Genomic DNA, 14,898 nt, shown 5'->3' with positions numbered 1-14,898 from the left:
TTTATATTAGTGACTCATTCCATTATGTGCTGGTCCTGCCAGTGTTATTTCTTCTATTTCATTATTTTTAAATTGTTCTAGCACAGATTGTATAGAAATATCTTCACATCTATATGTCTTAATTTTTGCTTTTTCTATAATTTTGAAAGCATTAGGTCCAAGATTTCCTGTAATTATTATATCTACATCTTCATCAATTAATTGCTGTGCTGCTGCTATACCTGCTCCCCCACTACATGTTAATCCTTTGTTCTCAATAACTATAACCTCTTCACTCTCACTATTATGAATTTGGAAATATTCACATCTTCCAAATCTCGCATCTAATAGACTTTCTATATTTTTTCCTGTTGCTGATATTGCAATTTTCATTTATTTTTCCTCCTCTAATGTTTTTAAAATATTCGTTACTATTGGGCTAAATAATGTATCTAAACTTTCTTTTGAATTTTCATAACCATAATGTGATAAATTACTAATTGAACTTACCATTGGTAATTCTCCAAGAAGATTTAAACCACTTTCTCTTAAAAAGGTATCTACATTTTTTCCTTCAAATAGTTTTATTTTTTTATCACAATCTGGACAAAGTATGTAGCTCATATTTTCAATAATTCCTAAAACTTTAATATCCATTTTATTTGCCATATTTATAGCTTTAGAAACAATCATTGAAACTAAATCTTGAGGTACTGATACCATAACCAGACCATTTATAGGTATTGATTGCATAACTGTTAAAGCCACATCTCCAGTTCCTGGAGGCATATCTATTATTAAATAATCTAATTCTTCCCAAAGTACATCTGTCCAAAATTGTTTAACTGCTCCTGAAACTACTGGTCCCCTCCAAATAACTGGTTCATTTTCATCTTCAATCATAAAATTTAAAGACATTACCTTTATTCCGTCTTCTGTTTCTACAGGAAAAATAAATTGCTCAGTAGATTGCGCTCTTTTATTCTTCAGTCCAAGCAGCCTTGGAATACTCGGACCAGTTATATCTGCATCTAAAATCCCTACCTTAAATCCAGACTGTCTTAACTTTTTTGCTAACATAACTGATACAGTTGATTTTCCTACTCCACCTTTACCACTCATAACTCCTATAACATTTTTAATGCTATTCATTGGATTATTTTCCACCATACATTTATCTTTATCTTTAGAGCATCCATCATTTGATGGACATGAATTACAGTTTGACATAATTTCACTCCTTATCGTTATTGGCATTTGCTAATTATATAATAGTACTATTTTTAGTTATTGTCAAATGCCAATAACTATTTTTTATATTTTTTAATTTTCTATATAAAAAAAGAACCTTGATTTCTCAAAGTTCTAATTATATTTACTTTGTAGCTTAACTACAGTCTTAACTTATATTTATAAGATACTAATTCATTTTCATCATTCTTTTAAATCTTGGAATCCACCAAAGTAACCTCATGTTTTTCCTGCTACCATGGGATCCATTGCTTCAAAAACAATATTTGAATTCGTAAAGTTATTTGCTAATTTCTTAAATAAGCTTTTTAGTTGTTCCGTGTCAAAATACATAAATATACCTTCTGCAATAATCAACACATTCTCTTTTTCATCTATTAAATCAATCCATTCATACTCAAACACTGATTTTTCTATAAATTTAAGTTTATATGTTTCTTTTATCAATCTTCTTTACTATCTTTTCTTTTGGTTTCCTGTGCTCTTGCCCATACTGGTATAAGCATCATTTCTGGAACTCCTTCTAATTTCAACTTATATTTTTGCATGTTTATTCACTCTTTCTTGATTCTTGAATCCCTTATTTTTTATACTCTTATTGAAATTTTGTGACGAAATCTATCAATCATTATTAATATTCATTATCATCCAATGAATACTATTCCACCGATACCCTTTAAATAGATTCTTCTGTATAAGTAATTAATAATAACATTATATTCTAGCTTATTAATAATGTAAATCATAGGAAATACAAAAATCCCCCCAAACCTAAGTCTGAGGGAATATAAATCATATTTCAATATTCACTTATAAAATCTTCTAGTTCTTTGATATTAGTCTATTTCTTTACTATCTTCACAACAGTCTCTACATGAGGTGTATTTGGGAACATATCCATACACTTAACTTTTTCTACCTCATATCCATAGTTTTTAAATTCCACTAAATCAAGAACTAAAGTCTTAGGATTACATGATATATAAATTATTTCATTAGAATTGAATCCTGCTATATCTCTTATCGCATCCTTATGAACTCCTGGTCTTGGAGGGTCTACTATTATTAAATCTGGTTTTTCTTTTAAATTTTTAACAGTTTTTGTAACATCTCCTGCTATAAATTCACAGTTATTTAAATTATTTAATTTTGCATTATTATTAGCTGCAACAACAGCTTCTTCTATTAATTCTATTCCGTAAACTTTTTTAGCAGCTCCAGCCATAACTTGTCCTATTGTTCCTGTTCCACTATATAAGTCAAATACTACTTTATCACTATGATCTCCTACAAATTCTCTAGCCATAGTATAAAGCATTTCTGCTCCCTTAGTATTTGTTTGGAAAAATGAGAATGGAGATATAGTAAATTTAAGTCCTAATAACTCTTCATTTATATAATCTCTTCCATGTAAAATTCTTAATTCATCACATTGAACTGCATCTGCAAGTCCATCATTAATAGTGTGTAATATACTCACTAAATCTGCTTCTAAATCAAGTTCTAGTAACATTTCTTTGTACTCAGTCATATCAAAGTCAATTTGAGAAGATGTAACTATATTTACCATAAGCTCATTTGTATTAACACCTTTTCTAACTACAAGATTTCTTAAATAACCTTTATGATTTATTCCTCTATAATAAGGAAGTTCTTTTTCATTAAAATAATTAGCTGTTGAAGTTAATACTTTTACGAAATCTTGATCAACTAAAAAACATCCATCTACTGTTAATATATCTATGTGTCTTCCTTTTTTATGAAGTCCTACAGTAAGAGGTCCATCTTTTACTTCATCTCCAAAAGTATATTCCATTTTATTTCTATATAATTTATCTTGTGGACTACCTTGTATTCCTTGGAACTGGAATCCAAATAAATCTTGTTTTAAAAATAAATCCATTACCTGCTTCTCTTTTATTTCTAGTTGCTTCTCATATGGTATAGATAATATAGTACATCCGCCACACTCATTAAAATGTTTACATGGTGTTTGTGTTTCTAATGTAGATTTTTCTAGAATTTCTAACATTTTAACATCCGCTTTACCACTTCTAACTTTTTTTACTGCTGCTTTTACTTTTTGTCCACTTATTCCGCCCTTCATGTGGATTTCTCTGTTTCCTAATTGACTTACAGTTGTTCCACCGAACTCCATTTTGTCTACTTCAAATTCTATGATATCTTTTTTCTTCACTAATATTTCCTCCGTAACAAGTTAGTTTTATTCTCTTTCTTCTATAAGCTTAACTTCTTCATCAGTTAATTCTCTGTATTCTCCTAAAGCTAAAGTCTCATCTAACTTTAGTTTTCCCATAGACAATCTTTTTAAGTATACTACTTTTTTATCTACACTTTCAAACATTCTTTTAACTTGATGAAATTTACCTTCATGTATAGTCAGTTCTATTTCTGATGTTTCATCACTTTTTAATATATTTAGCTGTGCAGGCATAGTTTTATATCCATCATCTAAAACAACACCTTCCTCAAAAGCTTTTGTATCTTTATCCGTTACTATTCCATCAATTTTTGCATAATACGTCTTTGGAACATGTTTTTTAGGTGATAAAACTCTATGAGAAAGCTTTCCATCATTAGTTAATACTAAAAGACCTTCTGTATCCTTATCTAATCTACCTACTGGAAATGGTTCAAATGCTAAATATGATGAATCAATTAAATCTAAAACTATAGGGTCATGTTTATCGAAAGTCGCTGATATATATCCATCTGGTTTATTCATCATTATGTATATGAACTCTCTATAATTTACTTTTTCTCCATCAAATATAATTTCATCATTTTCATGATCTACTTGTAATCCTGGATTAGAGGCTACCGCTCCATTTACTGTAACTACTCCGTTTTTACAATATCTTTTTATTTCCGCCCTACTTCCATAACCTATGTTTGAAAGAATTTTATCTATTCTTTGTTTTTTTGCCATTTTTACCTCCTTAGAAATGCTCACCATTTTCATAGTATTTTTCTTTACCAAATACAGTAAATGCTAAATCCATACTTTCAATATTTAAATTATTTCTTATACTATCCGTTATTATTTTAGCTACTTTATCTTGAACTTCTTGTCCTCTATCAAACCAAGCTACTTCTACAAATGGATAAACCTCTGCTATTTTTCCATTTCTTATAGCTACTGATTTTATACATTCTATTTCAAAATAATCTCTTGGACACTTAACCGCATCAACTAAACTATCTATCATTTTTTCACTTATCTTACATATATCATTTTCATTAATTCCTCTTATTTTAACTTGTGGCATAAATATTTTTCCTCTCTATTTCATAATATATATATTATTATACGTTTAATTTAATGTTATTACAATTTAGTATATACTTTTTTTACTTTACCGTTATAATATAATTGATAGACAAATTTAAAATAGGAGGAGTTTTATATGGGATTAATTAGTACAAAAGAAATGTTTAAAAAAGCCTATGAAGGCGGATACGCTATAGGAGCCTTTAATATAAGTAATTTAGAACAATTACAAGGTGTTTTAAAAGGTGCTAAAGCTAAAAATTCTTATGTGATGATTCAAGCATCTATGTCTGCTGTTAAATACGCTGGACCACATACTTTAGTTGAAATGGTTAAAGCCGCTTCTGAAGAAATTGGTATAGATGTAGCTCTTCATTTAGATCATGGACCAAATTTAGAAGCTGTTAAAACTTGTATAGATGCTGGTTTCTCTTCTGTTATGATAGATGGTTCTCACTATGACTTCGAAGAAAACGTTAATATAACTAAAGAAGTTGTTGATTATGCTCACTCTAAGGGTGTAGTTGTTGAAGCTGAACTAGGAGTTTTAGCTGGAGTTGAAGATGAAGTTTCTTCTGATGTTCACAAATATACAAAACCAGCTGAAGCAGTTGAATTTGTAAACAGAACTGGTGTAGATTCATTAGCTATCGCAATAGGAACTTCTCATGGTGCTTTTAAATTTAAAGGAGAAGCTAATTTAAGATTTGATATACTAGAAGAAATACAAAATAAATTACCAGATTTCCCAATAGTATTACATGGTGCATCTGCTGTTGATCAAGATACAATTGCTACTTGTAATGAATTTGGTGGAAATATAGCTGGTGCTAAAGGTATCCCAGTTGATATGCTAAGAAAAGCCTCTTCTATGGCTGTTTGTAAAATAAATATGGATACTGATTTAAGATTGGCTATGACTGCAGCTATAAGAAAATTCTTTGCTGAAAATCCTAAAGAATTCGATCCAAGAAAATACATCGGTGCTGGTAGAGATGCTATACAAGCTGTTGTTGAAAGTAAGATTGATGTTGTTTTAGGTTCTGCTAATTCTATAAATTAATTAAAAAAAGCCTATCAAAAAGAAAATTTTGAATGTAATCTTCTATACTAGATTATATTCAAAATTTTTTATTTTAATATGGCTCTATATTTTTTCTAGGTATCTATTAACTATAAAACTTAGATGCACCTATTAATTGTCGTTTTGATACTATCTTTGCTAAATTTGTAAGCGAAGATATTTTTATATCTTTAAAACATACAACAAATACAAATTTAAAATCAGTAAATGTCTCATCTATATTATATACATCAAAGAAGCATCTAAGATTATCAAATAAATACATATCTTGTAGTTCAGCCTCAATTTCATCCGTAGCATCTTTTAAGTATGCTCTTATATCTTCAAACAAAACATTAAAGTAGGACTCATCTATATCTTCACCTAGTTCTTCAAGTATTTCTTCTATATCTTGTATATCAAATATATCTTCTGCTAATTGGCAATCATACACCATTATATTTTCTTGATTTATGGTATTAGATATATCTTGAACATTTTCAAAATCTGAGCGCAATCCTAAAATATCTTTAACTTCTTTGCTATTTACATGAATTTCGCCTTTTCTATTTTTCAAACTTAATTCTATCATAAGATCGCCTCCCCCCATTTAGTAGAGTTTACTTAGTTATATTTTTCTATAACTTCTTTAATATCTTTCCATCCATTTACTCTAGTTATATTTTCATGTTCTATCTCTTTATTATAATTTGTATCAATTAATAAAACATGCATACCTGCTTTAGCTAATTGAATAGCATTAGAAGGATTATCTTCTATAAATATATTGCAGTTTAATTCTTTTGCTTTTTCTATTTTATAATCGCTACCTAATAAATATACCTCTATTTCAGAAAATCCATTATTACTTAACCATTTTGTAGTTATATCAGTAAGTGTTTCACTTCTAGCTGTGACAAAGTATATATTATTATTTTTATATAATTCGCCTATAATATCCTTTGCTCCTTCAACAACTTGAGCTTCTCCATAAGAATGGACATATTCATTGTGAAACTTTTGCAATAATTCTTCAATTTCAACTTGATATAACTCTTCTAATTTGTAAGTTATACATTCATCTTCAGTTATACTTTTATTATACATTTCATTTAAGTATGGTATAAAATGATAGGGACTAGTTATAGTTCCATCTATATCAATACATATATTTAATTTACTCATCTCTACCCTCCATAATGATTAACTAAACTTAATAATCCTCACATTATATCATAAGTTTTATTATAAATCAAAGCGTACTATATAAGTATATGTATATAATATAAAAAAGCTTGCCTAAATAAGCAAGCTTTTTTATATTATATACATATTTTAATTTTCGTCTATTTTTTCTTTTAAATCATTTAATCTTTCTTTAAAACTCTCAATTTGTTTATCCGATAAATGTAAGTATTCTGTTAATTTTCCTATATACTTAGGATTTTTAGTTTCAATAAGTTTATTTGCACTTTCCATAGCTTTTTCTCTTAATTCATATGCTTTTTTTACATCATTTTTAGCATTTACTAATACTTTTGTATAATCTTCATTAGAAAGAGTTGGTATATCCAGCTTATTATAAGTTTTTACTACTTCTTTGCACGTATATTGAGCATATTCAATATCCTCTTTTATATTTCTAATGTTATGTAGGTTCTTATAGATATCTTTTGTATATACCATACACTCTCTCATTGGTATTAACGCTACCCTCTCTATATCATATATGTCTTTTTTAAAATTGTATATTTTTTTAGAATCTGTTTCTTCACAAATCTTACTCTCTTTTTCTTCATTTACTTCTTCCACTTGGTCAGTGTCATTGTTTACCTGGGTATTATTCTCTTTTTGTATATTTTTTTCTGATTCATCTTCTTGAATGTATTGCTTATCAAAATTAGATACATATTTATCTTTATATCTTTCATCCGATGCATAACTTTGGTAATATAAAGCTTCTTTTATTTTATTTAACCCACTCATATACATATTACTTATTACTATTGTCGTTGCTAATACCACGTAAATACTACCGTATATACAAGATCTTCTGAAGTTCTTATAATTCCTAAATAATATGATCAAAGGAATAAAATATAGAAATAAGAATACTAATGTCCATCTCATTTATTAACACTCCTTTTTTAATATAAAGGAAATAATAATTTTTCAATTTTATTAAATCAATATTTCCCCCATTTATCTATTTTTAACATATCATTTATAGTATTTACCAATTTTCAATTTTTAATCTAATAATTTTATTAAATTAAAATCTATATAATCTGATGAAGCTAATGTATATTCAATTCCATTTCGCTTTTCCTTTAGTCCCATTTTAAAAGACTCCTTACCATGTAAATGACCATATATAACTTTTTCTACATTATATTCTTCATATAATTTTGTAAATATAGATTCCTCTAATTTATCATTAGTTGGTGGATAATGTGTTATTACTATGATTTTACTATGTCCCTTTTTACGTGCTGCTTCTAATGACAACTTTATTCTATTTTCTTCTCTTTTGTATATTTTTTCATCATTAGAATCAAATTTCACATCATTGGGACATATCCATCCTCTTCCCCCACAAATTGCATAATCTTTATATTCATAAAAATTAGTTTGTATAAATTTCATATTATCATATAATTTATTAAGTCCTGTTACTGTAGTCCACCAATAATCATGATTTCCCTTTATAAAAATTTTTTCACCAGGTAAATTATGTATTATATCTAAGTCTTGTTTCGCTTGTTCTAAATTTATTCCCCAAGATGTATCTCCTAGTACTAAAACCGTATCATCTTCTTTAACTTTTGCTTTCCAATTATTAATTATCTTATTTTCATGGTCTGCCCAATTTTCTCCAAATACAACCATAGGTTTATTAACAGATGTTGAAAAATGTAAATCTCCTATTGCATATAAACTCATAAGTTCTATCCTTTCATAGGCTAATATATAAGCCTTTAAATTTTTTACTTTATATCAAAAAATAAGGGACTGTCTCAAAATTAATTGAGTCAACCCCACATAATCACTTTTTTTTAGGATTCTTATACTGCTCTAATAAATCATCTATTTCCTTTTTTAAATTTAATATTTCTGTTATATCTCGCTCATTATCTATCCTATCTAATCTTCGTTGATATAATAAAGCTTTATGTGTATCTCCCACATTGTACAAGTCTTGAATTGTATTTAAAACCTCTCTAACTGTAAGTGATTTTACTTGATACATAACTTGTCCTTTCATTATATCCTCTCTGATTTCACTCATCTCTTGGTCCAACAAAAACGCAGCATCAGCTGCTCTTCTCAGCCTAATAGCTAAATTTTCAGGTATGTAATGTTCGTATTTATATTTTAAAGAGTGCTCTATTGTAGCCCAAAAATTCATAGCAAGAGTTCTAATTTGTATCTCACATAGGATTTCTTTTGAGCCTGCTATCGAATTTATAGGATACCTTATTATAACATGATAACTTCTATATCCACTGTCTTTAAAATTTTTAATATAATCTTTTTCATATACTATACTCATATCATTTCTAGACTTTATCAAATCAACTATAGTATATATATCTTCAACAAACTGACACATTATTCTTATGCCTGCTATGTCTTCCATTTCTGATTCTATATCTACCAAATCAAGCCTATTTGCTTTAGATATTATAGAAGCTATTTTTTTTGTTCTACCAGTAACGAATTCTATAGGAGAGTATTCACCCTTTGTCAGAAATTCTTTTCTTATATTTTTAAATTTTACTTTCAATTCTTCAACAGCATGATCATAAGGAGCTAGTACTTCATCCCACTTTTCGTATTCCATATTGCTCACCCTTTATTCTTTTTTTAAAGTCATATTTATTTTATCATAATTTATTTTTTTTTGGTATAATAAAGCAATTCACCTTCATCTAATGTATATGATATCTCTTGTAACTCTTCTAAATAACTTATTACTGAGATTAAAGAGCTTTTATAAAATTGATATTCTTTATAATTGCTACTTAAATTATTACTTCTTATAATTCTCTGAAGAATTTTTTCTAATGACATTGGTTTATTCAATAACTTTCTTATTTGATAAATATATTTATTAATACACATCTCATGTTTTTCTATAAGAATATTGCTATCTTCTTTTGATATAACTTTTTTACTGTGTCCTAATACTAAATATTCAAAGTCTATATCTTTAATTTTTTGTAGGGATTTTAAATACTCTTTTATGTCATATATGAATAAAAAATCATATTTTCTAAGTATATCCTCTCCAACTAAAAGATCTCCAACAAAAAATACTTTATCATTAGTCATAACACCTATACTTCCTGGTGTATGTCCTTTAATCTCTATAATTATAAAATCTTCACTATTTAACTTTATTATTCCTTCACTGAGGGTTTTATTTATACGTATTTTTCCTAAACATTTATTTTTTAATTTATCATCTAAAAATCCATTTGACTTACCTCCTATAATATACTTTGAAAATAAGTCTGGATTTTCTATATATAATTTGGCATACTCTGATGACAATATATTTAACTCTTCTTTATCTTGTTTAAAATATATACATCCACCATAATGGTCATCATGTTCATGGGTATTTATTATAAACTTCAAATCTATGTTATTTTGCTCTAAAATTTTATTAATCTTTTTAGGTCTTAATCCTCCTAATCCTGGATCTATCATTATTGCTGTATTATCTTCAAACAGATATATTCCAGTATTAGTTCCTCCTTTTATATAAAAAGTTTTTCCTTTTATATGTTCTAAGTTCATTTAATCACCACTATCGTATTAACATCTTCTTTAGTCTATTAATTGCTATAAATCTTATGTGTTCATCTTTAGATACTCTTATCTTTATATTATAAGCTACATTTTCATCTAATAGTAAATCTATAAAATATTCTACTATCCCTCTATCCTTAAACTCTATATCTACGACACCATTTGAATAAATCTTAGAATCTAATACCATAAGATCATCTGCAAATCCCAACCTTGTAGACTTACTTAAATATCCTTTTTCTGGTATAAATTCATCACAATAATTTATTCTAAACTTAACTATTTCATCACTTATTTCAAAACCATATTTTGATTTAATTAATTTTTTATAATCTACATTTTTTTGTGTTACAGTATTTAAATTTTTATTATAGTCTTCTTTTTTCCAATGACCAAATAACCTACAATTTAAAGGTCTTACCTCATATATTAAACATCTATTATTTTCATCTTTAAATGGACATGGACTCTTTTTTATATATTCTAAAAAATAATAATCTATTACTTTATTTAGACATTTTCTTCTTAAATCATCTTTTTCATTTAAATAATTAAATATATTTATAAATTCTATCAAATTAATACCTACTGATTCCATACAACAGTTACCACAACCTGTACAGTTTCCTTTTGGTAAAATTTCATATACATCATTTAGCCTCTGAAATAATTTATTTTTATTAGCATAATCTATACAATTCAAAATATCTAATTTTTTTATACTAGTCATTATTATTACTCCTTGTTATAATTATTAAGTTAATACAAACAATTATTATAACACATTTTTTAAGATTAATCGTAGGAGGTATTTTATGAATAGATACACAAAGATAATAAACATGATGGAAAGTTACTATACTAAAGATTATGAAAAAACTAAAAAAGGAATAACAAAAGTTAGAGAAGTTAGAGAAGATACAGTAGCAAAATTTTTCTTACAAGGTGATTGTGAGGTTTTAGTTATATTTGAAGATACTGGGAGAGAAATTCTTATAGATGATTTTTCATCTCAAGAAGATATAAAAAAATATTTAGGTTCTAAGTTTTTTAATAAAAAGAGATAAATTTTTTAATAAATATTTTCATTAATTTTGTATATTTATTTTACCAAGGGATATAATATTTAATGAAAATTAAATATTTAACTCAATCTCCCCCAATTCGAGCTTTCATTCCCCCAATGAAAGCTCTTTTTCTTTACCAATATATATATTATAAATAATTATTTATAGTTTATATCATATTTGTATGTTATTATTTTATAATACACATACTAGAATACGAGGTGTTATTATGATTACAATTGGAAACTTAGCATTGGACACAGATTTTGAATACAGAATAATTAGAGAAGAAGACAATGACTTAGATATATTTATAGATTTAAATTATAGAAGTCTAGATGTATGTACTAAAGAATCAGAATTTTTTAACTCAAGAATTCAGTTCCCTTTTGTTAGATCTCTAATTCTAAGAATTAATAAAGATAAAAATACTATGACTATTCATTTAATGAGAGATATAGATTTATTTTCTGCTTTCGCTAATTTTGAAGTTGATTATAAAGACTCTATCTTTAATATAAAAAATGATAATGAAAAAGTTTATATATCTAAAACTTTAAAATAATTTTTAAAATAATATATAATTTTTTATAAAATAATAAGGGGGCCTTAATAGGCCCCTGAATTTTTTTATTTACATTTATTTATATTTAAATTATATTCTGTTTTACTACTTTAGTCAATTAATTTTCTGAATATTTCAATTATTTATTTATTACTTATTTCTCCATAAGCTGTCAAATAAATTTCTTTTAATTCTTCTACTAGCGGAAGTCTTGGATTTGCTGGTGTACACTGATCATCAAAAGCATCTAATGCTAATTTATCAACCTTAGATATAAACGAAAATTCATTTATTCCACATTCTTTTATTGTTCTTGGTATATTTAATTCCACTAACAAATTATTTATCGCCTCTATTAAACTTTCTACTCCTTGCTCAACTGTATCGGCTTTTAACCCTAAAAATCTAGATATTTCAGCATATTTTTTATCAGCTACAAATTCTTTATATTTAGGAAAAGCAGCAAACTTCGTTGGCTTAGATGCATTATATTTAACTACATGTGGTAATAATATTGCATTTGCTCTACCATGAGGTATATGGAACTCTCCACCTAGTTTATGTGCTAAGGAGTGATTTACTCCTAAAAACGCATTTGTAAATGCCATTCCTGCCATACATGACGCATTATGCATTTTTTCTCTTGCTTGTCTGTTATTTCCATTTTTATATGCTCTAGGTAAATAATCAAACACTAATTGTATAGCCTTTATAGCTAATGCATCTGTATAATCTGTAGCCATTACAGATACATAAGCTTCTATAGCATGTGTTAAAACATCAACCCCTGTATCAGCGGTAACATTAGCTGGAACTGTCATTACTAAGCTTGGATCAATAATTGCTATATCTGGTGTAAGCTCATAATCCGCTAATGGATATTTCATATTATTAGTTTTGTCAGAAACAACTGCAAATGAAGTAACTTCCGACCCTGTTCCTGATGTTGTTGGTATTGCCACTAATTGAGCTTGTTTTCCTAATTTAGGGAACTTAAATACTCTTTTTCTTATATCCATAAATTTAAGTCTAAGGTCATTAAAATCTACATCTGGATTTTCATAAAATAACCACATAGCTTTAGCTGCATCTATTGCAGAACCTCCTCCTAAAGCTATTATTGTATCTGGTTTAAATATTTTCATTTTCTCAGCACCATCTAACACTGTTTCTACTGATGGATCTGGCTCTACATCAGAAAATACCTCTACCATTACTGGATTTCTTCTTTTTCTTAAGTGATAATTTAACTTTTCTACATTTCCTAATTGAACCATAACTTTGTCTGTAACAATCATAATTCTATTTGCATTATGAAGTTTTTCTAAATAACTTATAGAACCAAATTCATGATATATTTTTTCAGGAACTTTAAACCATTGCATATTATTTTTTCTCTTTGTTAATTTCTTTATATTTATTAAATTTACCGCAGACACATTGTCAGTTGTTGAGTTGTTTCCCATAGAACCACATCCTAATGTTAGTGATGGCATATTTACGTTGTATATGTCACCTATTGCACCGTGAGTTGATGGCGCATTTACAATTATCCTACCTGTTCTTATTGTTTTTCCAAATTCTAATATTACATCATCATCATTTGAATGTATAACAGCTGAGTGACCTAATCCTCCAAACTCAGTCATTTCTACACATCTTTGTATACCTTCTTTAAATCCTTTCACTTTATAACAAGCTAATATTGGACTCAATTTTTCTTTTGATAATAAATCTTCTTTTCCTACTGTCTTAAGTTCTGCTATTAATATTTTTGTATTTTTAGGAACATCTTTTATTCCAGCCATTTGAGCTATAGTATATGCACTTTGGCCAACTATACCTGGATTTATTGAACAACTTTCTTTATTAATAACTAGGTCTTCTAATTGTTCTTTTTCTTTCTTATTTAAAAAATAACAATTATAATATTTCATCAAACTTACTACATCTTTATATATTACCTCATCTATTATAACTGCCTGTTCAGATGCACATATCATTCCATTATCAAATGTCTTAGATAGTATAAGATCGTTAACTGCTTGAGATACATCAGCTGTCTTTTCTATATAGCAAGGTACATTTCCTGCACCCACACCTAATGCTGGTTTTCCTGACGAATATGCTGCTTTTACCATACCTGGTCCACCTGTTGCAAGTATTAAAGCTACACCATCATGCTTCATTAATAAATTAGATGCTTCTATTGATGGTTCTTCTATCCATTGTATACAGTTTTCTGGAGCACCTGCAGCTATAGCTGCATCTCTTAAAATTCTAGCAGCCTCTACTGAACATTTTTGAGCTGAAGGGTGAAAACTAAATATAATTGGGTTTCTTGATTTTATAGATATTATAGACTTAAACATAGTTGTTGAAGTAGGATTTGTTACAGGAGTCACGCCTGCTATAACACCTATTGGTTCTGCTACTAGCATATATCCATCTTCATCATTTTCCTCTATTACTCCCACTGTTTTTTTATACTTTATACTATTGTAAACATATTCTGTTGCAAATATATTTTTTGTAACTTTGTCTTCAAACACACCTTTTTTAGTTTCCTCTACTGCAAATTTAGCAAGTTCTATATGCTTATCTAAACCACTCTTTGTCATTTTTTTAACAATACTATCTATGCCTTTTTGATCTAATTTAAGCATCTCTTGTTTTGCTATATTAGCTTTATAAACTAATTCATCTACCATCTTTTCTATGCTAATTATATTTTTATCTTTACTCATATCTTATTTCTCCTATTTTTATAATTTATATATTTTATAATTTATATGAATTTTGTGTTAGTTTTTTAACAATATTATTATATCTTGATAATATATTATCTCCTTAAGTATGTCAA

17 protein-coding genes are annotated in these 14,898 nt (G+C 27.3%); 3 read left to right on the top strand and 14 right to left on the bottom strand.

Features of this window, described 5'->3' with window-relative positions:
- Positions 1-6: 6 nt before the first annotated feature.
- The 6 genes from CHF27_RS04545 to CHF27_RS04520 form a co-directional block, all read right to left on the bottom strand.
- Positions 7-372, bottom strand: a complete 366-nt coding sequence (locus CHF27_RS04545; RefSeq protein ID WP_095405188.1) for a NifB/NifX family molybdenum-iron cluster-binding protein — start codon at positions 370-372, stop codon at positions 7-9.
- Positions 373-1,209, bottom strand: coding sequence for an Mrp/NBP35 family ATP-binding protein (locus CHF27_RS04540; RefSeq protein WP_095405187.1), 837 nt, complete (start codon positions 1,207-1,209; stop codon positions 373-375).
- Positions 1,210-1,449: 240 nt separating this feature from the next.
- A complete protein-coding gene (locus CHF27_RS04535) occupies positions 1,450-1,677 on the bottom strand; it encodes a hypothetical protein (protein ID WP_095405186.1) in 228 nt (75 codons plus the stop codon).
- Between the two features lie 394 nt (positions 1,678-2,071).
- The gene (gene rlmD / locus CHF27_RS04530) at positions 2,072-3,427 is read right to left on the bottom strand and encodes a 23S rRNA (uracil(1939)-C(5))-methyltransferase RlmD (RefSeq protein ID WP_095405185.1); all 1,356 of its coding nucleotides are present in this window, start codon (positions 3,425-3,427) and stop codon (positions 2,072-2,074) included.
- A gap of 27 nt (positions 3,428-3,454) precedes the next feature.
- Positions 3,455-4,180, bottom strand: coding sequence for a pseudouridine synthase (locus tag CHF27_RS04525; protein WP_095405184.1), 726 nt, complete (start codon positions 4,178-4,180; stop codon positions 3,455-3,457).
- Positions 4,181-4,190: 10 nt separating this feature from the next.
- Entirely contained in the window at positions 4,191-4,520 is a 330-nt protein-coding gene (locus tag CHF27_RS04520; protein WP_095405183.1) for a DUF1904 domain-containing protein, read from the bottom strand.
- A 138-nt stretch (positions 4,521-4,658) separates the two neighbouring features.
- Between CHF27_RS04520 and fba the strand changes: the two genes are divergently transcribed.
- The gene (gene fba, locus CHF27_RS04515; RefSeq protein ID WP_095405182.1) at positions 4,659-5,585 is read left to right on the top strand and encodes a class II fructose-1,6-bisphosphate aldolase; all 927 of its coding nucleotides are present in this window, start codon (positions 4,659-4,661) and stop codon (positions 5,583-5,585) included.
- A gap of 106 nt (positions 5,586-5,691) precedes the next feature.
- Here the strand turns inward: fba and CHF27_RS04510 are convergent, their stop codons facing one another.
- The 7 genes from CHF27_RS04510 to CHF27_RS04480 form a co-directional block, all read right to left on the bottom strand.
- Positions 5,692-6,177 carry a hypothetical protein gene (locus CHF27_RS04510; protein ID WP_095405181.1) on the bottom strand — a complete coding sequence of 162 codons (486 nt, stop codon included), beginning with the start codon at positions 6,175-6,177 and terminating at the stop codon, positions 5,692-5,694.
- A gap of 32 nt (positions 6,178-6,209) precedes the next feature.
- Positions 6,210-6,770 (bottom strand): 5' nucleotidase, NT5C type, encoded by a 561-nt coding sequence (locus tag CHF27_RS04505; protein ID WP_095405180.1) that lies wholly within the window; start codon positions 6,768-6,770, stop codon positions 6,210-6,212.
- Positions 6,771-6,920: 150 nt separating this feature from the next.
- Positions 6,921-7,715 (bottom strand): hypothetical protein, encoded by a 795-nt coding sequence (locus tag CHF27_RS04500; protein WP_095405179.1) that lies wholly within the window; start codon positions 7,713-7,715, stop codon positions 6,921-6,923.
- Between the two features lie 120 nt (positions 7,716-7,835).
- The gene (locus CHF27_RS04495; RefSeq protein WP_095405178.1) at positions 7,836-8,528 is read right to left on the bottom strand and encodes a metallophosphoesterase; all 693 of its coding nucleotides are present in this window, start codon (positions 8,526-8,528) and stop codon (positions 7,836-7,838) included.
- A gap of 103 nt (positions 8,529-8,631) precedes the next feature.
- Positions 8,632-9,429: a GTP pyrophosphokinase gene (locus tag CHF27_RS04490; protein WP_095405177.1), complete on the bottom strand. Its 798-nt coding sequence runs from the start codon at positions 9,427-9,429 to the stop codon at positions 8,632-8,634.
- Between the two features lie 50 nt (positions 9,430-9,479).
- Positions 9,480-10,391, bottom strand: coding sequence for an MBL fold metallo-hydrolase (locus CHF27_RS04485; RefSeq protein WP_095405176.1), 912 nt, complete (start codon positions 10,389-10,391; stop codon positions 9,480-9,482).
- Positions 10,392-10,401: 10 nt separating this feature from the next.
- Complete coding sequence (locus CHF27_RS04480) at positions 10,402-11,133, bottom strand: YkgJ family cysteine cluster protein (RefSeq protein WP_095405175.1); 732 nt, start codon at positions 11,131-11,133, stop codon at positions 10,402-10,404.
- Between the two features lie 85 nt (positions 11,134-11,218).
- On the opposite strand from CHF27_RS04480, the gene CHF27_RS04475 reads away from it, so the two are divergent.
- Positions 11,219-11,470, top strand: a complete 252-nt coding sequence (locus CHF27_RS04475) for a hypothetical protein (protein ID WP_095405174.1) — start codon at positions 11,219-11,221, stop codon at positions 11,468-11,470.
- A gap of 229 nt (positions 11,471-11,699) precedes the next feature.
- The gene (locus CHF27_RS04470) at positions 11,700-12,035 is read left to right on the top strand and encodes a hypothetical protein (RefSeq protein ID WP_243444945.1); all 336 of its coding nucleotides are present in this window, start codon (positions 11,700-11,702) and stop codon (positions 12,033-12,035) included.
- A 143-nt stretch (positions 12,036-12,178) separates the two neighbouring features.
- Here the strand turns inward: CHF27_RS04470 and adhE are convergent, their stop codons facing one another.
- Positions 12,179-14,782: a bifunctional acetaldehyde-CoA/alcohol dehydrogenase gene (gene adhE / locus CHF27_RS04465; protein ID WP_115975962.1), complete on the bottom strand. Its 2,604-nt coding sequence runs from the start codon at positions 14,780-14,782 to the stop codon at positions 12,179-12,181.
- Between the last annotated feature and the right edge of the window lie 116 nt (positions 14,783-14,898).

The sequence above is a fragment of the Romboutsia maritimum genome (genome assembly GCF_002251085.2).
In the GTDB taxonomy this organism is placed as follows: Bacteria; Bacillota; Clostridia; order Peptostreptococcales; family Peptostreptococcaceae; genus Romboutsia_B; species Romboutsia_B maritimum.
The sequence above is the reverse complement of the archived record's forward strand: the minus strand, read 5'-3'. Positions and strand labels throughout refer to the sequence as shown.